We start from the raw sequence: 20,015 nt of genomic DNA on the forward strand, positions 1-20,015 counted from the left end.
ATATGCATGATCTTTGAACCGGTGGCGCCCGGGACCCGTCTAGGGGTTTCGGCGCCGGCGTCGGCGGCCGTCACGCGGCGGCGTTCGGGACGGGCTCGGGATCGGCCTCGCGGTCGGGCTCCAGCCGCTCCGGCAGCGCCAGCCGGTAGAGCGGCACGGCGCTCGCGGTGGTGATCACGGCGACCAGCACCAGCATGGCGAACAGCTCCCGGGTGATCATGCCCTGGGCCAGCCCGATGTTGATGAAGATGAGGATCATCAGGCCGCGCGCGTTCATCAGGGCGCCCACCGCGTACGACTCCCGCCACCCGAACCCGAGGCCGCGCATCGCCAGCGCGCAGCCGAAGTACTTCCCGCAGAAGCCCGCCGCCATGATCACCAGGAAGGCGAGCAGCAGGGTGCCGCCGGCCAGGCCGCCCAGCTCGGTGTTGAGGCCGGAGAAGGCGAAGAACACCGGCAGCAGCAGCGTGGAGACGACGCCCATCATCCGCGCGTGCAGCGCCTCCCGGAACTTCGCGTCCCGGGGCATGGCCAGCCCGGCGACGAACCCGCCGAAGACGGAGTACACGCCGATCAGGTCGGTGATGTACCCGGCCGTGAGCGGCACGAGGACGACCACGTACGTCGCGGTGGCGCCGAACCCGCCGCGCCGGACGACGTCCCGGCCGAGGGGGCGCAGCAGCCGCCCCACCACCAGGAGCATCACCGCCGCGAACAGGCCCGCGAGCGCGATCGTGCGCAGCGCGCCGTCCAGTCCCGTGCCCAGGTGGAGCGCGGACAGGACGGCGAGCAGGCACCACGCGGCCGCGTCGTCGATGGACGCGGCCAGCAGCGACAGCCGGCCGAGCGGCGAGTTCTCCAGCCCCCGCTCGTACAGGATCCGGGCGAGCATCGGGAACGCGGTGAGCGACAGCGCCCCGCCGACGAACAGGGCGAACTCCCACCGGCCGACGTCCGGCCGCGACAGCGTCCCCCACAGCGCGAGGCCGGCCGCGAACCCGAGGAGGACCGACGGCAGCATCCCCGACGCCGCCAGCAGCGGCGCCCGGCGGCCCTCGCCCGGCGTCCGCGCGCCGTGGTCCAGGCCCGCGCCGACGAGGAACATGTAGAGCGTCAGCCCGATGTTGCTCAGCACGTACAGGACGGGCCTGACCTCGGCGGGGAACACGGCCCCCTGGGCGTCCGGCCAGACCTGCCCGAACAGCGTCGGGCCGAGCAGGACGCCGGCGACCATCTCGCCGAGGACGCGCGGCTGCCCCACCATCAGCGCGAGACGGCCGCACACTCCCGCGGCGAGCAGGACGACGACGAGCGCGGGCAGCACCTTGAGGGTGAGCTGGAGGTTCGGGTCCTCAGTGGCCGCGGCGATGTGGTCCAGCGTGGGCATGGGTTTCCTCCGCTCGGGCGAAGTGGCGTTCGCACAGCCGCTGCCGGCGCGCGTCACACACCATGTAGGTGCCGAGGACGAGCTGGACGAGGCCGCGTCCCACGTCCTCCGCGCGGTCGCGGGCGCGCATCCGCAGCAGCGCGGCGGCGCGGCTCCGGGGCGGGGCCTCCCGGGGGACGAGCAGGCACGGCCCCCGGTTGGGCAGGGACCGGGTGTGCGAGGCGGACGAGGTGAGCGCGTGGCGGCGCAGGACCTCCCGCGCCGCGACCCGCAGGGTGAGGGGCGCGAGCCGCCAGGCCGGGCAGGGCCGGTTGGCGGCGACGCCGAACGGGATGTGGTTCATGTCCTTGGCCGCCGGGCCGTCCCGGAACCGGTCCGGGTCGAAGCGGTCGGGATGGTCGAAGCCGGCGCGGTGGAACTCGGGGTAGCCGAAGCACAGCACCGAGCCGGCGGGGATCGTCGTCCCGGCCACGTCGATGGCGCCCGTGGTGATGCGGTGCGCGACGCCGAACAGCGGGTAGAGCCGGAACGTCTCCTGCACCACCCGGTCGAGCGCGCGGTCGTCGCCGGCCAGCGCGGTCGCGGCGGCGTCCGGGTGCCGCGCCAGGACCATGAGCAGGTGCGCCGCGGCCTCCGACATCTGCACGACCGCCGTGTTGAAGAACGTCCCCTGGAGGTAGTAGGCGCGCTCCTCGTCCGACAGGCCGGCCGGGAGGGGGTGCCGGACGTCGGCCAGCCGGCCGGCGAGGTAGCGGGTGAGGCGGTGCCGCCGGTCCATGTGGCGGAGGCCGCAGCACTTGAGCGCGGTGACGACGTCGTCGGCGTTGCCGACGATCAGGTCCCGCGCCGCCCGCGGGCACGGCTCGCCGAACACCAGCTCGTAGTAGAACTCGGCCCAGACCGGCATCATCAGGTCGCGCAGCCGGACGGTCCGCGCCCCGCCGCCCGGCGGGGCCTCCTCGTCCAGGACCCGGGCCGCGCAGCGGCGCGTCAGCTCCTCGGCCTCCGCCCGGGGGACGGCGAGGAACCGACGGGTGGCGCGGGCGACCTCCTCGTACCGCTCGCCGGCCTCCAGGTGTTCCTGGTGGACGTGCGCGCCCGGCGACAGCCAGTACCAGAACAGGTCCGACAGGGCGGCGCCCCTGCTCCGGCCTCCGGCGGCCGGGTGCGAGTAGACGTCCCTGAAGTGCTCGACGCCGATCAGGTCGCCCGGGACGGCGATGCCCTCGTCCCCGTTGACGCGGGCGAACACCCACCCGCGCAGCGCCACGATCCTGCCGGGCAGCCACCACGGCAGGCTCGCCAGCAGGGCGAGCGCCGCCGCGGAGATCGCCAGGGCCGTCACCATGCGCGCCGCACCATGTCCGGTCGCAGGTCGCGGACGGACGCCGCGCCGCACAGCGCCAGCGCCTCCTCGACCTCCGCGCGCAGCAGCCCGAGCACGTCGCACGCGCCCTGCTCCCCGGCGACGGCCAGGCCCCACACGACGGGCCGGCCGACCGCCACCGCCGCGGCGCCGAGCGCGAGCGCCTTCAGCACGTCGGTGCCGCGCCGGATCCCGCCGTCCAGCAGGACCGGCACGGCCCCGCCGACCGCGGCCACGATGTCCGGCAGGACGTCGACGGTGGCCGGGGCCGCGTCGAGCTGCCGCCCGCCGTGGTTGGAGACGATCAGCGCCGACACGCCGTGCCCGAGGGCCTCGCGCGCGTCCGCCGGATGCAGGACGCCCTTCAGCACGATCGGCAGGGACGTCATGTCCCGGAGCCGGTCGAGGTGCTCCCAGGAGACCGCGGGGGAGAACTCGATCGGGCGCACCCGCCCGCCGTCCCGCATGTTCTCGCAGCACAGGCCCGGGGGCAGGTCGTGGAAGCCGTTGCGCTCGTCCCGCGGGCGGCGGGCGAGCACCGGCGCGTCGGCCGTGACGACCAGCGCGCCGCACCCGGCCGCCTCCGCCCGCCGCACGAGCGTCTCGGTGAAGGCCATGTCCGGCTGGACGAAGAGCTGGAACCACAGCCGGGCCTCGGGCGCCGCCGCCGCGACGTCCCCGACCGCGACGGTCGCGGCCATGCTCACCATCATGATCGTCTCGGCGCGGGCCGCCGCCCGCGCCGTGGCCCGCTCGCCCTCGGGGGCGGCGAGCCGGTGGAACGCGGTCGGCGCGATGAGGACGGGCATCGACGCGCGGTCGCCGAGCAGCGTGACGCCCGGCTCGGGCTTCTCGACCCCGGCGAACACGCGGGGGACCAGCGAGAGACGTCCGAACGCGGCCTCGTTGGCGCGCAGGGCGGCCTCGTCGCCCGCGCCGCCCGCGAAGTAGTCGCGGTGCGCAGGGGCGAGGCGCTCGCGGGCCGCCGCCTCGAACTCGCGCAGCGTGGCCGGTGACCGCATCGTCACACCGGCGCGGAGGCGGTCCGCCGGGCGAAGAACTCCCGCAGCGGCGCGGCGTGGACCTCCTCCGAGGTCCAGTCGTTCTCCAGGTTCTCGGTGACGTGGTGGACGGCCGCGACCTCGCCGTCCAGGTGGTGCCGGACGATCGGGTGCAGGTAGTGGCCCTCGTGCGCGCCCGCCGCGTCGCTCTGCGCGATCCGCGTGACCGAGACGTCGAACGGGTCGGCCTCGTCGTGGCCGGGGCCGTAGTCGAGCGTGACGGTGAAGTGGCCGCCAGGCCCGGCGCCGGCGACCGGCGGCTCCTGGAAGCCGGCCGGGAGCTCCTCCAGGTAGCGGGCCCCGCCGTCGCCGTCCAGGACGATCACGTCGGCGAGCACGCCGAACTGCTGCCACAGCGCCGAGCTGCGGTTCACCCTGGCCAGCACCGCCGCCGCCAGCTCCCCGGGGTCCGCCGCGAGCGCGCGGCCGGGCCACGCGGCGCCGTGGTACCGGTGCTCCAGGATGCGGTGCAGCGCCCGCGCCCCGTACCGGAACCCGTGGATGAAGCCGCTCGTGCCGTGCTTGAAGTCGCGCGACTGCGTCAGCGTCCCGGCGAAGAACAGGCCGGGCACGTTGACCGACTCGTAGGCGGGGGTCAGCGCGGGGAACCGGTCCGCGATCGTCAGCTCCGGGCGGCAGCCCGCGTCGAAGATCGACGCGTCCAGCCGGAACCCCGTGCAGACGATCACCCGGTCGTAGGGGATGTCCTTGGTGATCTCGTCTGCGCGGACGAACGCGACCGTCACCAGGTAGCGCCCGTCCGGGCGCCGCTCGATGCGCCGGACCTCCCCGTCCAGCACCGCGTTCTGCGACTTGAGCTGGTAGGTGTCGAGGAAGTTGTTGTTGACGGCGCGCACGTGCCCGACGAAGTGCGTGCGCCACGCCAGCCGGAGCGAGCGCGGCCCGGCGACGTGGATCACCGCGGCCGTCTCGGTCAGGTTCTCCGCCGTCTCGAACGCCGAGTTCCCCTTGCCGATGATGAGGACGCGCTTGTCCACGTACTCGCGCGGGTCGGTCGGGTGCTCGCCGTAGAGCTCGGCCGTCTCCACGCCCGGGATCGGCGGGACGTTCGGCCGGGTGAAACCGGTCGCGACGACCACCCGCTCCGCCGCGCGGGTCTCCCCGTGGTCGTCCGTGACCAGGAAGCGGCCGTGGCCGTCACGGGCGACCCGGACGGCGCGGGTGCCGTAGGCGATGTTCAGCTCGTGGCGCTCGGCGAAGTCGCCGAGGTACCGCACCAGGTCGTCCGCGGCGGGGAAGTAGCGGTCGCTGTAGCGGGTGAACAGCAGGTCGGGGTCGTCGGACAGTAACGAGTTCCAGTCCATCCGGAGGTTGAGCTCCGGGTCGTCCGTCCCGGTGTGCTTCTTGTTGGTGGAGATGAGCGTGCGGTGCCTGGGGAACGTCCTGAAGAACATGCCCGGCGCGGGGCCGGCCTCCAGGATCAGGTACCTCCGCCCCGCCTTCGCCATCAGCTGGCCCAGTTGCAGGCCCGCCGGCCCGGCGCCGATCACCAGGTAGTCCAGAGCTCGGTTCGGCACGACACCCTCCGCCACGACGAGGTGATTGAACGGTCAATCCCAGTCAACGCGGCGAATCTCAGAGCTTGATCAGAAGCGGCCGTCCAACAGGGCGCGCTTGTCGGGCTTCCCCCCGGCGGAGGTGGGGACGGCGGGCACGACGGTGATCGTCCGCGGGACGCTGTCCGCGCCGAGCTCGTCCCGGACGAGGTCGCGCAGCGCCCCGCCGCCCGGACGGCGCCCGTGCGCCGGGACGACGAACGCGTGCACGGCCTCGCCCGTCTCCTCGTCGGGGGCGCCGGCCACGTACGCCTCGGCGACGTCCGGATGCCCGGCCAGGACCCGCTCGATCGGGCCGGCGTACACCACCATGGCGTTCACCATGATCACGTCGCGGGCGCGGCCCGACAGGTGCAGGCGGCCGTGCTCGTCCAGGCGGCCGAGGTCGCGGGTGCGCAGCCGGCCGTCCCGCAGGACGTCCCGTGTCTCGCCGGGGTCGTCCCAGTAGCCCGCCATCATGGACGGGCTGCGCACGAGGATCTCGCCCGTCCCGGCCTCGACGTCGATCTCGACGCCCGGATGCGGGCGGCCGACCGAGGCCAGGTCGCCCGCCGCGATGCCGGCGGGCGTCAGCATCGAGATGGAACCCGCCTCCGTCTGCCCGTACCCGTTGTAGACGACCGGGCCGAGCCGCTCCACGGCCTCCGCGAGCCGGTGCGGCCCGAGCGGCGACCCCGACACCATCAGCGCCCGCAGGCTCCGGGCCGCGCCCGGATCGTCCCGCAGGAGGCCGAGCATCCGGCCGAGCCGCGGGACGGTCACGATGGAGCCGGTGATTTCGTACCGCTCGATCGCGTACGGGAACAGGGGCCGGCCGTCGTCCTCGGGGATCACCGCGGTGCCGCCGCCGAGCAGGCACGGCGCGAGGAACTCGAAGACGACCATGCTGGCCAGCGTGCCGAACAGCAGGTATCGCTCGAACGCCGCGGCGAACTCCGCCGCGACCGGCCCCCAGGCGCGCGGCTGCCACGCCCAGTGCTCGCTCAGCGCCCGGTAGGTGATCGCGCAGCCCTTCGGCCGCCCGGTGCTGCCGCTGGTGAACGCCAGCAGCGCCACGTCGTCCGGGCGGGCCGTGATGTCGAGCGCCTGCCGCCGGCCGTCCAGCAGGGTCCCGAGCGGCAGGACCCGGAGCGTCCCGGCCGCCGCGAGCATCTCCGGCGTCGCGCCCGGCGCGTCCACGAGGACGGCGTCCACGCCCATGCCCAGCACGTGCGCGAGCTGCCCGGCCGGATACCCGGGCCGCACGCCGACGACCCGGCAGCCGACCACGTGCGCGGCGATCTGCGCGGCGAACGCCTCCGGCGAGACCTCGGCGCGGACGGCGAGGCCCGTCCCCGGGCGGAACCCCGCGTCCCGCAGCCCGGCCGCCGCCGTGCCGATGAGCCCCAGCAGCTCGCCCCGGGAGACGACCCGGCCGGCGTGCTCGAACGCCGGGGTGCGCGGCGACTCCCGCAGCGCGGCGAGAAGGGATCCCGGAAAAAGGCTCATTGCTCGGCTCCCCGGTTCCGCGGACAATGCGTTCACCCGTGAACGTAGGCGGCGCGCATCAGAATCCGATCAGAGGACGGAGTCGCCATGAAGGTGATCGGCGCGGGATTCGGCAGGACGGGCACGGCCTCGCTGAAGGCCGCGCTGGAGGAGCTCGGCCTCGGCCCCTGCTACCACATGTCGGTGGTCATCGCCGAGCCGCGGCGCGTCCGGCAGTGGCTCGACATCGGCGAGGGCCGCTCCACCGGCTGGGACGAGGTGTTCGCCGGTTTCGAGTCCGCGCTCGACTGGCCCGCCGCGTCCTACTGGCGGGAACTCGCCGAGCACTATCCCGAGGCGAAGGTGGTCCTGACCGTCCGCGACCCGGAGCGCTGGTACGAGAGCGTCAGCACGACCATCTTCGCCCGCGCCCTGGAGGAGCGCCGCCTGCCCCTCCGCCGGCGGATCGTCCGGTGGCTGGTGGCGCGGCGGTCGCCGGACTTCGCGCTCTACCCGCGGATGGCTCGCGCGACCGTCCACGACCGCGTCTTCGGCGGGCGCATCGGCGACCGCGACCACGTCCTCGGCGTCTACGAGCGGCACATCGCCGAGGTGCGGAACGCGCTCCCGCCCGAGCGCCTCCTGGTCTTCGACGTCGCCGACGGCTGGAAGCCGCTGTGCGCGTTCCTCGGCGTCCCCGTGCCGGACGAGCCGTTCCCGCGGTCCAACGAGCGCGCGGAATGGCACCGCAAGCGCCCCCGCCGCCTGGCCCGGCTGATCCTGCGCGGCCGGTGACCGGGACGGCGAAGGGCCCCGGAGACCGGGGCCCTTCGGAGGTGGAGCGGGATCAGTAGCTGGGCTGGCTGGGGTCGATCTGGTTGACCCACGCCAGGATGCCGCCGCCGACGTGGACGGCGTCGCCGAAGCCGGCGCTCTTCACGACGGCGAGCGCCTCGGCGGAGCGGACGCCCGACTTGCAGTGCAGGACGATCTTCTTGTCCTGCGGGAGGCGCTCCAGCGCGGAGCCGTTCAGGAACTCGCCCTTCGGGATCAGCGTCGCGCCCGGGATCGAGACGATCTCGTACTCGTTGGGCTCGCGGACGTCCACGAGGAAGATGTCGTCGCCGCGGTCCTGCATGCCCTTGAGGTCCTGGACGGAGATCGTGGAGTCCTTCGCCGCCTCGCTGGCCTCCTCGGAGACCGCGCCGCAGAAGGCCTCGTAGTCCTCCAGCAGCTCGGTCTGCGTCGGGTTCTTGCCGCACAGCGGGCACTCGGGGTCCTTGCGGACCTTGACCGACCGGTACGCCATCTCCAGCGCGTCGTAGATCATCAGGCGGCCGACGAGCGGCTCGCCGATGCCGGTCAGCAGCTTGATGGCCTCGTTCACCTGGATGGAGCCGATGGACGCGCACAGGACGCCGAGCACCCCGCCCTCCGCGCAGGACGGCACCATGCCGGGCGGCGGCGGCTCGGGGTAGAGGCAGCGGTAGCAGGGGCCGTGCTCGGCCCAGAAGACGGACGCCTGCCCGTCGAACCGGTAGATCGACCCCCACACGTACGGCTTGCCGAGCAGCACGGCCGCGTCGTTCACCATGTAGCGCGTCGCGAAGTTGTCGGTGCCGTCCACGATGAGGTCGTAGCCGGCGAAGATGTCCATGATGTTGTCGCGGTCGAGCGCGGTGTCGTGCACGACCACGTCGATCAGCGGGTTGATCTCGCGGACGGTCTCGGCGGCCGACTCCACCTTGGGCTTCCCGAGGGAGGACTGCCGGTGGATGATCTGGCGCTGCAGGTTGGACTCGTCCACGACGTCGAAGTCGATGACGCCGAGCGTGCCCACGCCGGCCGCGGCCAGGTAGAGCAGGGCGGGGGAGCCGAGGCCGCCCGCGCCGACGACCAGGACCTTGGCGTTCTTGAGGCGCTTCTGCCCGGCCATGCCCACGTCGGGGATGATCAGGTGCCGCGAGTAGCGGTTGACCTCGTCGCGGGTGAGCTCCGGGGCGGGCTCGACCAGAGGTGGCAACGACACGGTGGATGCTCCTGTGCTGACGCTGGCGTTACGGAGGGCGGGACTACGTCGTCCTCACCCGCACAACCCTGCCATGTGCCGCCGCATTCCCGGTCGCCCGCCCCGCCGGGAAAGCCCATGTCACGACGTGCCGGACGGGGCCGTTACCTGGATGACAGGCGGAATATCGCGAAGCGCCGTTAATCTTGACTGTTGTGGCATTCCTGCCCCCTTCTCAGCAGCCGCCCCCGCCGCGGCCCCCGCATCGGCCCGGCATGCCCGCGAATCCCGGCGCGCCCGGCGGTCCGGGCGCGCCCGGCGCCGGCCCTCCGCCGGGCGGCCCGCACGGCGGCCCCCACGGCGGCCCCCACGGCGGCCCCCACGGCGGCCCCTACGGCGGCCCGCCACGGCCGATGGGTCCGCCGCCGCGCCCGCCGGGCACGGCCGGCCGGCCGATGGTGCTGGGCCTGACCGGGCGCCAGTGGATGGTCGTGGCACTGGTCATCGGCTGCTGCTACCTGGTCACCACCGGGATCTCCCTCACCGGCGCGTGGACGACCCTCAACCGCGAGCCCACGGCCGCCGAGCTGCGCATCGCCGCCGACAAGGAGGTCGCGCGCCGCTGGCAGGCCTGGCCCGCGCGGCGCGTCTTCCCGCAGAAGATCAGCTACCGGCCGCCGGGCAACCGCGTCGAGTACGCCACCAGGACCGGCATCGTCCCCGACACCGGCTGCGCCCAGGCGGTCGACGAGGAGATCGCGAGGACGGTCGGGAAGCACGGCTGCCGTGCCGTCCTGCGCGCCACCTACGTCGACCAGCTCCAGGGCATCGTCGTCACCGTGGGCGTGGTGGCGTTCCCCGACGTGTGGAAGGCCGACAAGGCGTACAAGGAACTGCCCGGCTCGCAGGGCCCGGACGGGTCCGGCACGGTGCGGCCCGCGCTGCACGCCGCCGCCTTCCCGGGCACGGCGTCCGCCCGGTTCACCGACAAGGCCAGGCAGGACCGCACGATCGACCGCGGCGGCCCGTACGTGGTGCTGACGACGTCAGGCCAGGCCGACGGGCGCCCCGCGTCCGCCGTCACCAAGCGCCGGCCGGGCGAGCCGTTCGCGCCGGCCCCGCAGATCGGCCACGCCATCGCGCGGACCATGGCGGCCAAGGCGCTGCCCGACTGCGACCAGCCGGAGTGGCGATGCTGACGGGGGAGCGGGCGCGGCGGCGCGGCCTGGCGGCGGGCGTGGGCGCGGCGATGCTGGCCGGGAGCTGGCTCATGCCCGTCCATGCGCACGCCGACGAGGTCAGGGACCGGCAGCAGCCGATCTTCGGCATCCTCGGCATGGAGGCCGCCTGGAAGGTCACCAGGGGCGCCGGCGTGACCGTCGCGGTCGTCGACTCCGGCGTCGACCCGGAGCAGGCGGACCTGCGCGGCAAGGTCACCACCGGCCCCAACATGCTCGCCGAGGTCGACGCCGGGACGCAGCCCAAGCGGCTGCACGGCACGGGGATGGCCTCGCTGATCGCCGGCCAGGGCCACGGCCCCGGCGGCGGCTCCGGCGTCATGGGGATGGCGCCGCAGGCCCGCATTCTCGCGATCCGCGCGATCGGCGAGAAGGAGGACGCCAGCTACATCCGCTACCGGACGTCGGAGAAGGCCGACGAGGCGGTCGCCCGCGGCATCCGCTACGCCGCCGACCACGGCGCCGACGTCATCAACCTCTCGCTGGGCAAGAACGAGGAGGTGCCGGCGGAGCGCGCGGCCATCGGCTACGCCATCGGCAAGGGCGTCGTGGTGGTCTCGGCGGTCGGCAACGACGGCGAGGACGCGGGCGCCCTGGACGGCGACGGGTTCGCGCCGTACTCCTACCCGGCGTCCTACCCGGGCGTCATCGCGGTGGCGGCGACGGAGCCGGGCCACACCCGCGCGTCGTTCTCCAACCGGAACTACTCGGTGGTGCTGTCCGCGCCGGGCGCGGGCCTGCCCGTCGCCGGCCCGAACGGGCAGTACTTCGTCAGCAGCGGCACCAGCGACTCCAGCGCGCTCGTCTCCGGCGTCGCCGCGCTGATCCGCTCGAAGCACCCGAAGATGGCGCCCGCGCTGGTGTCGCAGGCGCTGCTGCAGAGCGCCCGGAGCGGCCCCTCGGGCGGCTACGACCCGGAGATCGGGTTCGGCGAGGTGCACGCGGCCCGCGCGCTGTCGGCGGCGGACTCGCTGGCCTCGGCGCGGCCGGGCCCGGCGCAGGCCAAGCCCGCCGAGAAGCGGTTCGGCGAGGAGGACCCCGGCCCGGTGGAGGTCATCGAGCGGCCGATGTGGGTCCGCCCGGTGATCACCGTGCTGCTGCTGCTCGGCATCGGCGGGACGATCGCCGCGGCCGGGATCGCGATCACGTTCCGCCGCCGCCACCCCAAGCACCCGGCGGGACCGGGTCCCGGCGGGCCGCCGATGGGCGCTCCCGCCCCGGCCGGGCCGCCGCTGGGCGGGCACCCGGCGGGGCCTCCCGCGGGCAGGCCGCCGATGGGCGGACCCCTGGCGGGCGGCTCCCGGCCGGACGGGCCGCCGGGCCCCCCGTCCTGACCCAGGGTGGGCTCCGCCGGCGGGCGCCGCGGTGTACCTGCGCGGTGCGCCGGGTTCGGGAGAATGATCGGATGTGGTCCGAACCTGACGAGTACGCCGAGGCCGTGCTGGACGCGGTGGAGCGGATCCCGCCGGGCCGCGTCCTGTCCTACGGCGACGTGGCCGAGCTGGTGGGGCGGGGCGGGCCGCGGCAGGTCGGGCGGGTGATGTCGCTGTACGGGGGCGCCGTCCCGTGGTGGCGGGTGATCCGGGCGGACGGCAACCCGCCGAGCGGCCTGGAGATCGAGGCCCGCGAGAACTACCGCGCCGAGGGGACGCCCCTGCGCCCGGACGGGCGCCGCGTCGACATGGGCCGCGCCCGGTGGACGGGTCCCGCGACCTGACGCCGCGGCGTTGGTTTTCTCCTGCGCGACATGCGTGCGTTGTGGTCAGAACAGCCCCGGCGATCTGTTCCAATGAACTGTTGTGCCATCTGCCTCCTACCGTCTCGTGCGCCGCGCGGGCCCCGCGCGGACCGTCCCGCCCGTGCTCGACGAGCAGCAGCGGCGGGTGGTCGAGCATGCCGGCGGGCCGATGCTGGTGCTGGCGGGGCCGGGCACGGGCAAGACGACGACGATCGTGGAGGCGGTCGTCGACCGCATCGAGAACCGCGGCGCCGACCCGGAGCGCGTCCTCGTCCTGACGTTCAGCCGGAAGGCGGCGGGCGAGCTGCGGGAGCGCATCACCGGCCGCCTCCACCGGACCACGCGGACGCCGCTCGCGCTCACGTTCCACAGCTACGCCTACGCGCTGATCCGGCGGGACGCGGTGCTGCACGAGGAGCCGGCACCGCGCCTGCTGTCCGGGCCGGAGCAGCTGCTCGAAGTGCGGCGGCTGCTGGAGGGGGAGCTGGCGGACGGCGCGCGCGACTGGCCGGAGCGGCTCCGGGCGGCCCTGGCCACGCGCGGGTTCGCCGAGGAACTGCGCGACTTCACCCTGCGCGCGGTCGAGCGGCAGTACGTCGCGGAAGACCTCGTTGCCCTCGGGCGGATGAGGGGCCGTGACGACTGGGCCGCCATCGGCGGGTTCATGGAGCGGTACGTGGACCGCTTCCTGCTCGACCCCGTCCCCACCTACGACTACGGCGAGCTGATCCACATGGCCGCCGGCATGCTGGCGGACGAGGAGGTGCGGATCCGCGAACGCGACGCCTACGACGTCGTCTTCGTGGACGAGTACCAGGACACCGACCCCGCGCAGGAGGCGCTGCTGCACCACCTGGCGGGGGAGGGGCGCGACCTCGTCGTCGTCGGCGACCCGGACCAGTCCATCTACGGGTTCCGGGGCGCCGACGTGCGCGGCATCCAGGAGTTCCCGAACCGGTTCCCGACGCTGGACGGCGACCCCGCGCCCGTGGTCGCGCTCCGGACGTGCCGCCGGATGGGCCCCGAGATCCTCGCCGCGTCGCGCCGGATCGCGCGCCGCCTGCCCGCCGGGTCGGCCGGGGCCGCCGAGCACCGCGCGCTGCGGCCCGTGGAGAACCTGGACGAGGGCGAGGTGCGCGCGGTGATCGCCGACTCCGAGAGCCAGGAGTCCGCCCTGGTCGCCGACGAGCTGCGGCGGGCCCACCTGCTCGACGGCGTGCCGTGGTCGCGCATGGCGGTCCTCGTGCGCAGCGCCGTCCGGCAGGTTCCGGTGCTGCGCCGCGCCCTCGCCCAGGCGGGCGTGCCGGTCGTCGTCGCGGGCGACGAGGTCCCGCTGATCGCCGAGCCCGCCGTCCGCCCGTTCCTCGTCCTGCTGCGCGCGGCGCTGAAGAAGGGCTTCCTGGACGAGGTCGTCGCGGAAGACCTGCTCACGGGGCCGCTGGGCGGCGCCGACGCGCTGGCCATGCGCCGCCTCAAGCGCGCCCTGCGCGACCTGGAGGAGCTGTCGGGCGGGCAGCGGCCCCTGGGCGAGCTCCTGGTGGCGGCGGTGAACGACCCGCGCGAGCTGATCCTCGTCCACGAGAGGGTCCGCGCGCCGGCCGAGCGGATCGCGCACCTGATCGAGGTGGCGCGGCGCAGCGTCCACGAGGGCGGCACCGCCGAGGACGTCCTGTGGGCCGTGTGGCAGGAGAGCGGGCAGGGCGACGTGCTGCTGGAGCAGAGCGTCAAGGGCGGGACGCGAGGCGCGGCGGCCGACCGCGACCTCGACGCCGTCGTCGCGCTGTTCGACCATGCCGCGCGGTTCGTCGACCGGCTCCCCCAGGCGGGCCCCGAGCTGTTCGTCGACAACATCGCCGCGCAGGAGATCGCGGGCGACACGCTGGCCGAGCAGGCGCCCGCGGGCGAGGCCGTCCGGATCCTCACCGCGCACCGCTCCAAGGGGCTGGAGTGGGACGTGGTCGTCGTCGCGGGCGTCCAGGAGGGCGTCTGGCCGGACGTGCGCCTGCGCGGCTCCCTGCTCGGCGTCGAGGAGCTGATGGAGCACGCGGCCGGGGCCGAACCGGACGGGGACGCCGCGGCCGGCGCCTCCCTGGCCGCCAAGATGCTGGACGAGGAACGCCGCCTGTTCTACGTGGCGGTGACGCGGGCGCGCAAGCGCCTCGTCGTGACCGCGGTCGGCGGCGACGACACGGAGGAGCGGCCGTCCCGGTTCCTGAACGAGCTGCTCCCGGGCGCGATCGAGCAGTCGCAACTGGACGAGAAGACCCGGTGGCTGTCCCTGTCCGCGCTGGTGGCCGACCTGCGTTCGGCGGTCGCGGACCCGTCCCGTCCCGAGCCGCTGCGCCGCGCCGCCGCCGCCCACCTCGCCCGCCTGGCGCGCGCGGGCGTGCGCGGCGCGAAACCCGAGAACTGGTACGCCATCACCGCGCTGTCCGACGAGGGGCCCGCGTTCGCCGAGGACGAGCCCATCACGATCTCGCCGTCCCAGGTCGAGGCGTTCACCACGTGCGGGCTGCGCTGGCTGCTCGCCTCCGCGGTCGGCGCCCAGGAGGGCGGGCCGAACGAGTACAGCACGATGGGCAAGGTCGTCCACGCGGTCGCCGAGATGGCCGGCGCCGACGACGGCATCGACGAGGTCCACGTCGCCGAGCGGCTCGACGAGATCTGGAACGACCTGGAGTTCCGCAGCTCCTGGTACTCCGACAAGCAGCGCGACCAGGCCGCGCGGATGGTCGACAGGTTCCTCGCCTGGCACCGCGACAACCCCAACGAGGTCGTCGCCCTGGAGGAGTCGTTCAAGGTCGACCTCGGCCGCGTCGTCATCAAGGGCCGCATCGACCGCGCCGAACGCGACGAGCAGGGCCGCGCGGTCATCATCGACATCAAGACGTCCTCCACCGCCGTCCCGAAGGACGACCTCGCCCGGCATCCGCAGCTCGGCGTGTACCAGTACGCGGTGATGCTCGGCGCGTTCGAGCGGCACGGGCTGATCGAGCCGGGCGGCGCCAAGCTCGTCCAGGTCGGGAAGGCCGCGTTCACGGCGAAGGCGCGGGAGCAGGAGCAGCCGCCGCCCGCCGAGGACGCCGACCCCGAGTGGCCGAAGAAGCTCATCGAGATCGTCGCGACCGGGATGGCCGGCGACGTCTTCCAGGCGCGGGCGAACGACAAGTGTCGCACCTGTCCCGTACGCTCCTGCTGTCCCGTGCACGACGAAGGCGGGCAGGTCGGCGACTGAACTAGCTCGGGGGGAGTGGGGTGATCACGCCGGGAGAGCTCGCCCGGCTGCTGGAGATCCCGGAGCCGACGGACGAGCAGGCCCGGGTGATCGAGGCGCCCATGGCGCCGATGGCGGTGATCGCCGGTGCCGGGTCGGGCAAGAGCGAGACGATGGCCGCACGGGTCGTGTGGCTGGTCGCGAACGGCTTCGTGCGCCCGGAGCGCGTCCTCGGCCTGACGTTCACCCGCAAGGCCGCGGCGGAGCTCGGCGTGCGCGTGCGCAAGCGCCTCGACACGCTGCGCGAGGTCCTGCCGGGCGACGAGCTGGAGCGCCTCGGCGGCGAGGCCCTGTTCGACGGCGAGCCGATGGTCTCCACGTACCACTCGTACGCGGCGCGGCTCTTCGGCGACCACGCCCTGCGCGAGGCGCTCGAACCGACGATGCGGCTGATCTCGCCGGCCGTCGCCTGGCAGATCTGCTCGCGGGTCGTCGACGCCTACAACGGCCCCATGGACCACATCGACTGGCAGCCCGACACGGTCACGAAGGCCGTCATGGAACTGGCCGGCGACCTGTCGGAGCACCTGCGGACGGCCGAGGACGTCCGCAGGGTCGGGGCCTGGCTGGACGAGCGGTTCGCCGCCGTGAGGAAGCCGCTCAAGGCGCAGCGCGACATCCTCGCCAAGCACGCCGTCCGCGAGCAGCTCATGCCGCTGATCGACGCGTACGCGCGCGCCAAGGCCGACCGGGAGGTCATCGACCACGGCGACCAGATGGCCCTCGCCGCCCGCATCGCCCACCGGCATCCCGAGGTCGGGATGATCGAGCGGTCCCGGTTCTCCGTCGTCCTGCTCGACGAGTACCAGGACACCAGCCAGGCGCAGCTCGTCCTGCTGCGGTCGCTGTTCGCCGGCGGGCATCCGGTGACCGCGGTCGGCGACCCGTGCCAGTCGATCTACGGGTGGCGCGGCGCGAGCGCCGGGAACCTGCTGCGGTTCGCCCACGACTTCCCGCTGCGGCCGGCGGTCGGCGGGGGGCGCCCGGTGCCGGCGCCGGTCGTCCAGCTCAGCCGGTCGTTCCGGAACGGGGAGCAGATCCTGGAGGCCGCGGCCAAGATCCAGGAGGAGCTGCGGGCCGAGACGAAGGCCGTCCCGCGCCTCGTCCCCGGCGCCGGGCGCGAGGGGCGCGGACGCGTCGAGTGCGCGCTCTTCCCCACCGTCGAGGACGAGGCCGACCGCATCGCCGCGCGCATCGCCGGCCTCATGGCCGCCGACCCCGGCACCGCGCCCGACGGCGGGCCCCAGCCCGAGCCCCTCCAGTACTCCGACGTCGCCGTGCTCGCCCGGAAGCGGTCGCAGTTCCCGCTGGTCCGGCGGGCACTGGAGGCGCGCGGGATCCCGGTCGAGGTGGTCGGCCTCGGCGGGCTCCTCACCGTCCCGGAGGTGCAGGACGTCGTCGCCACCCTGCGCGCCGTCCACGACCCCACCGCCGGCGCGTCCCTCGCCCGCCTCCTCACCGGCCCGCGCTGGCGCCTCGGCCCCCGCGACCTCGTCGCGCTCGGGCGCCGGGCCCGCGCGCTCGCCCAGGAGGCCGCCCGCGACGTCACCCCACCCCCAGCCAACCCACCCGCCCTCAACTCCGGCACCGCGGGTGAACCCGGCGCCGCGGAGAAAACCGGCGCCGCGGGTGGTTCCGGTGCCGCGGGGGAGCCCGGTGCCGCGGGTGTTTCTGGTGCCGGGGGTGTTTCTGGTGCCGGGGGTGGATCCGGCGCCGCGGGGAAAACCGGCGCCGCGGGGAAAACCGGCGCCGCGGGGGAGCCCGGCGCCGTGAGCGAATCCGGCGCCGCGAGCGAACCTGGTGCCGTGAGTGAACCTGGCGCCGCGGGGAAGTCCCGCGCTGCGGAAGAGTCCGGCGCTGCGGGGGAATTCGGCGCCGGCGACCGGGGGGACGCGGGTCGGAGGGAAAGCGGCGCGGGGGAGTCCGCCGGGGAGGATCCGCTCCGGCAGCTCGTCAGCGAGCTGAACCAGGAGACCGGCAGCCTCGTCGACGCGCTCGACGACCTCGGCGACCCGGAGGCGTACTCGCCGGAGGGGTACCGGCGGCTCCGGCGGCTCCGCGACGAGCTGCGGTCGCTGCGCTCCCAGGTCGGCCTGCCGCTTCCCGACCTCGTCAGCGAGGTGGAGCGCGCCCTCGGCCTCGACATCGAGGTCGCCGCCCGGTCGGGGCTCGACCCGGTGACCGCGCGCGCCGACCTGGACGCCTTCATCGACGCCGCCGCCACGTTCGCCGGCGACGCCGAGGACCCGACGCTCGGCGCCTTCCTCGCCTACCTCAAGGCCGCCGAGACCGAGGAGTTCGGGCTGGAGGCCGGGCGGGTCGGCGAGACCAACAGCGTGAAGCTCCTCACCGTCCACGCGTCCAAGGGGCTGGAGTGGCCGGTGGTCGTCGTGCCCGGCCTGTCGTTCGTCCCGCAGAAGAACGGCGGCCCGGCCAAGGGATCGATCTTCCCGTCGCCGCCGCAGAACGCGACCCGCTGGACGGCGAACCCGCGCGTCCTGCCGTTCATGCTGCGCGGCGACCGCGCCGACCTGCCCGCGCTCACCGGCCTGGAGAAGGACGACCTCGCCGCGTTCGACCAGGCCTGCTCCGAACGTGACCTGCGGGAGGAGCGGCGGCTCGCCTACGTCGCGGTCACGCGCGCCTCCAGCCTGCTCATCACCACCGGCTACTGGTGGGGCGCGTCCGGCCGCCCGCTCGGCCCGTCGCCGTTCCTGGAAGAGGTGCGGTCGGTGTGCGGCGCCGGGGCCGGGACGGTGCCGGTGTGGGCCGAGCCGCCGGAAGAGGGCGCCGAGAACCCGCTGCTCGCCGACCCCGACGAGGCGCAGTGGCCCGTCGCCCCCGGCGAGCGCGGCCGGTCCGACCTCTCCGCCCGCGCCCGGTACGAGGCGGTCGTGGAGGCCGCTCGCATGGTCGGGGACGAGATCGCCGGGCGGACGCGCCACTGGGCGGGGGACGCCGGGCTGTCCGCCGCCGACCGGGCGCGCATGACCGCGTGGGCGCGCGACGTCGAGCTGCTCCTCGCCGAACGCGACCGGGGGCGCGGCGGCGACGGGCTCCTGGTCGAGCTGCCCGCCCACCTGTCGGTGTCGTCGCTGGTGTCGCTGGCCCGCGACCCGGCCGCGCTGGCCCGCCAGATCCGCCGCCCCATGCCGCGCCCGCCCGCCCCGTACGCGCGCCGCGGCACCGCGTTCCACGCCTGGCTGGAGAGCCGCTGGGGGCAGCAGCGCCTCCTCGACCCCGACGAGCTGCCCGGCGCGGCCGACGAGGGCGCCGCCGACGACGCGCACCTCGCGCGGCTGCGCGACCGCTTCGAGGAGTCGGAGTGGGCGGCGCGGGAACCGCTCGACATCGAGGTGCCGTTCGAGACGATCATCGGCGACCGGCTGGTCCGGGGCCGGATGGACGCGGTGTTCCGGTCCCGGGACGGCGGCTACGAGGTGGTCGACTGGAAGACCGGCGCGCCGCCGTCCGGGGACGAGGCCCGGTTCGCCGCGGTCCAGCTCGCCGCCTACCGGCTGGCCTGGGCGGAGCTGGCCGGGGTGGACGTCGCGCGGGTCAGCGCGGCGTTCCACTACGTCGCCGCCAACGTGACCGTCCGGCCTGCGGACCTGCTGGACGCCCGCGGCCTCGCCGCTCTCCTGGAGGACGTCCCCGCCGCGTGAGGAGTCTCACCGCCCCCTGTTCACAATGGGTGGTTTCGGGGATGATCCGTGCAACCATCCCGAGGAGGCGACGTGACGGTGACCCATGAAGAGAAGGTCGTACGGGAGTTCTCCAAGCAGGCGGCGGGGTTCGCCGACCCGGAGCTGAACGTCGCGTTCACCCGCCATCTGGACCGGCTCGTGCGCTTCATGGACCCCGAGATCGACCAGGACGACGTCGTGCTGGAGGTCGCGGCCGGCACCGGGCTGGTGTCCCGCGCGATCGCCCGCCGCGTCCGGCACGTCACCGCGCTCGACCTCACGCCCGCGATGCTCGCCGAGGGGAAGCGGGCCGCCGACCACACCGGCCTCATGAACGTCACCTTCGCGCACGGCGACGCCACCGCCCTGCCCTACCTCGACCGGTCGTTCACGCTGGTCGTCACCCGCTTCTCGCTCCACCAGGTCGCCGACCCGGAGGCGGTGGTGAAGGAGATGGTCCGCGTCAGCCGGCCCGGCGCCGCGCTGATCATCGCCGACCTCGTCCGGCCGGCGGACCTGGAGGGGGACCTCGACCGCGTCGAGCGGCTCCGCGACCCCTCCCACGGGGTGACGCTCACCGAGGCGCGGATCGCGGATCTCCTCACGGCGGCGGGGGCCGAGGTGAAGCGCGCGGAAACCTTCGACGTCTCGCGCCCGCTCGACCCGTGGCTGGAGTTCTCCCACACCCCGGCCGACGTCGCGGAGCAGATCAGGGACGCGCTGCGGGACGAGCTGGCGGGCGGGCCGGCCACCGGCATGCGCCCGAGCTCCGTCGACGGCGTCCTGCACTTCACGCACTCGTATCTCTTCCAGCAGGCGATCGCCGGGTAACGTTTTCGACCAAGTGTTCGACGCGTGTCGCTCGTGTGTTCTATGTTGTCGAACATGGGTTCTAGTAACGTGCGCTCCCTCGATCGCGAGCCGGCCGCGCTGGCGATGCGCATCGGCGTCGTCGCGGCCGAGGCCGCCCTCGCCACCTTCGCCCGCCACCTCGACCTGGACGACCTCGAGGACGGCGTCGACTTCCAGGGCGCCATCGGGCCCGCCGAGTGGCCCGTGTTCTCCCTGGTCATCGACACGCTCGCGGAGGCGGGCCCCGGCGACCGGCGGAGCCTGGACGAGCGCCGCGCGGACGCCCTCAACGACCTCGCCCGCATCTGCATGGCCGCCAAGAACCGCGGCGCCGCCTGACCCCGGGCCGGGCACGCCCGGG

14 protein-coding genes are annotated in these 20,015 nt (G+C 74.5%); 8 read left to right on the forward strand and 6 right to left on the reverse strand.

Features of this window, described 5'->3' with window-relative positions; translation table 11 throughout:
• Positions 1 to 70 precede the first annotated feature (70 nt).
• The 5 genes from K8Z49_RS40350 to K8Z49_RS40370 all read right to left on the reverse strand — a co-directional run bounded on the left by K8Z49_RS40350 (position 71) and on the right by K8Z49_RS40370 (position 6,879).
• Positions 71 to 1,387 (reverse strand): cation:proton antiporter, encoded by a 1,317-nt coding sequence (locus K8Z49_RS40350; RefSeq protein ID WP_412516671.1) that lies wholly within the window; start codon positions 1,385 to 1,387, stop codon positions 71 to 73.
• Positions 1,353 to 2,735 (reverse strand): cytochrome P450, encoded by a 1,383-nt coding sequence (locus tag K8Z49_RS40355; protein ID WP_111831921.1) that lies wholly within the window; start codon positions 2,733 to 2,735, stop codon positions 1,353 to 1,355. Before K8Z49_RS40355 ends, K8Z49_RS40350 begins: the two co-directional genes overlap by 35 nt.
• A complete protein-coding gene (locus K8Z49_RS40360; protein ID WP_412516672.1) occupies positions 2,729 to 3,775 on the reverse strand; it encodes an alpha-hydroxy acid oxidase in 1,047 nt (348 codons plus the stop codon). The genes K8Z49_RS40355 and K8Z49_RS40360 overlap by 7 nt, the downstream gene beginning before the upstream one ends.
• Positions 3,776 to 3,777: 2 nt before the next feature.
• A complete protein-coding gene (locus tag K8Z49_RS40365; RefSeq protein ID WP_412516673.1) occupies positions 3,778 to 5,352 on the reverse strand; it encodes an NAD(P)-binding domain-containing protein in 1,575 nt (524 codons plus the stop codon).
• 69 nt (positions 5,353 to 5,421) lie between these two features.
• Positions 5,422 to 6,879 carry a class I adenylate-forming enzyme family protein gene (locus K8Z49_RS40370; RefSeq protein WP_412516674.1) on the reverse strand — a complete coding sequence of 486 codons (1,458 nt, stop codon included), beginning with the start codon at positions 6,877 to 6,879 and terminating at the stop codon, positions 5,422 to 5,424.
• A gap of 87 nt (positions 6,880 to 6,966) precedes the next feature.
• Here K8Z49_RS40370 and K8Z49_RS40375 point away from each other — a divergent pair, with 87 nt between their 5' ends.
• The gene (locus K8Z49_RS40375) at positions 6,967 to 7,653 is read left to right on the forward strand and encodes a sulfotransferase family protein (RefSeq protein WP_021598298.1); all 687 of its coding nucleotides are present in this window, start codon (positions 6,967 to 6,969) and stop codon (positions 7,651 to 7,653) included.
• A gap of 52 nt (positions 7,654 to 7,705) precedes the next feature.
• Here K8Z49_RS40375 and moeZ read toward each other — a convergent pair whose 3' ends face one another.
• Positions 7,706 to 8,887 (reverse strand): adenylyltransferase/sulfurtransferase MoeZ, encoded by a 1,182-nt coding sequence (gene moeZ, locus K8Z49_RS40380; protein ID WP_021598297.1) that lies wholly within the window; start codon positions 8,885 to 8,887, stop codon positions 7,706 to 7,708.
• 254 nt (positions 8,888 to 9,141) lie between these two features.
• Between moeZ and K8Z49_RS40385 the strand changes: the two genes are divergently transcribed.
• From K8Z49_RS40385 to K8Z49_RS40415, 7 genes are all read left to right on the forward strand, one after another.
• The gene (locus tag K8Z49_RS40385) at positions 9,142 to 10,065 is read left to right on the forward strand and encodes a hypothetical protein (RefSeq protein WP_412516675.1); all 924 of its coding nucleotides are present in this window, start codon (positions 9,142 to 9,144) and stop codon (positions 10,063 to 10,065) included.
• Entirely contained in the window at positions 10,059 to 11,438 is a 1,380-nt protein-coding gene (locus K8Z49_RS40390) for a S8 family serine peptidase (RefSeq protein WP_412516676.1), read from the forward strand. The genes K8Z49_RS40385 and K8Z49_RS40390 overlap by 7 nt, the downstream gene beginning before the upstream one ends.
• A gap of 71 nt (positions 11,439 to 11,509) precedes the next feature.
• Positions 11,510 to 11,821: an MGMT family protein gene (locus tag K8Z49_RS40395; protein ID WP_021599197.1), complete on the forward strand. Its 312-nt coding sequence runs from the start codon at positions 11,510 to 11,512 to the stop codon at positions 11,819 to 11,821.
• An 82-nt stretch (positions 11,822 to 11,903) separates the two neighbouring features.
• The gene (locus K8Z49_RS40400) at positions 11,904 to 15,077 is read left to right on the forward strand and encodes an ATP-dependent helicase (RefSeq protein WP_412516677.1); all 3,174 of its coding nucleotides are present in this window, start codon (positions 11,904 to 11,906) and stop codon (positions 15,075 to 15,077) included.
• Positions 15,078 to 15,097: 20 nt separating this feature from the next.
• The gene (locus tag K8Z49_RS40405) at positions 15,098 to 18,781 is read left to right on the forward strand and encodes an ATP-dependent helicase (protein ID WP_412516678.1); all 3,684 of its coding nucleotides are present in this window, start codon (positions 15,098 to 15,100) and stop codon (positions 18,779 to 18,781) included.
• A gap of 72 nt (positions 18,782 to 18,853) precedes the next feature.
• Positions 18,854 to 19,633, forward strand: a complete 780-nt coding sequence (locus tag K8Z49_RS40410; protein WP_412516679.1) for a class I SAM-dependent methyltransferase — start codon at positions 18,854 to 18,856, stop codon at positions 19,631 to 19,633.
• Positions 19,634 to 19,687: 54 nt separating this feature from the next.
• Positions 19,688 to 19,993 carry a hypothetical protein gene (locus K8Z49_RS40415; RefSeq protein ID WP_024935758.1) on the forward strand — a complete coding sequence of 102 codons (306 nt, stop codon included), beginning with the start codon at positions 19,688 to 19,690 and terminating at the stop codon, positions 19,991 to 19,993.
• The last annotated feature ends 22 nt before the right edge of the window (positions 19,994 to 20,015 follow it).

Origin of the sequence: Actinomadura madurae (assembly GCF_047130825.1) — a bacterium.
Lineage (GTDB): Bacteria > Actinomycetota > Actinomycetes > Streptosporangiales > Streptosporangiaceae > Spirillospora > Spirillospora madurae.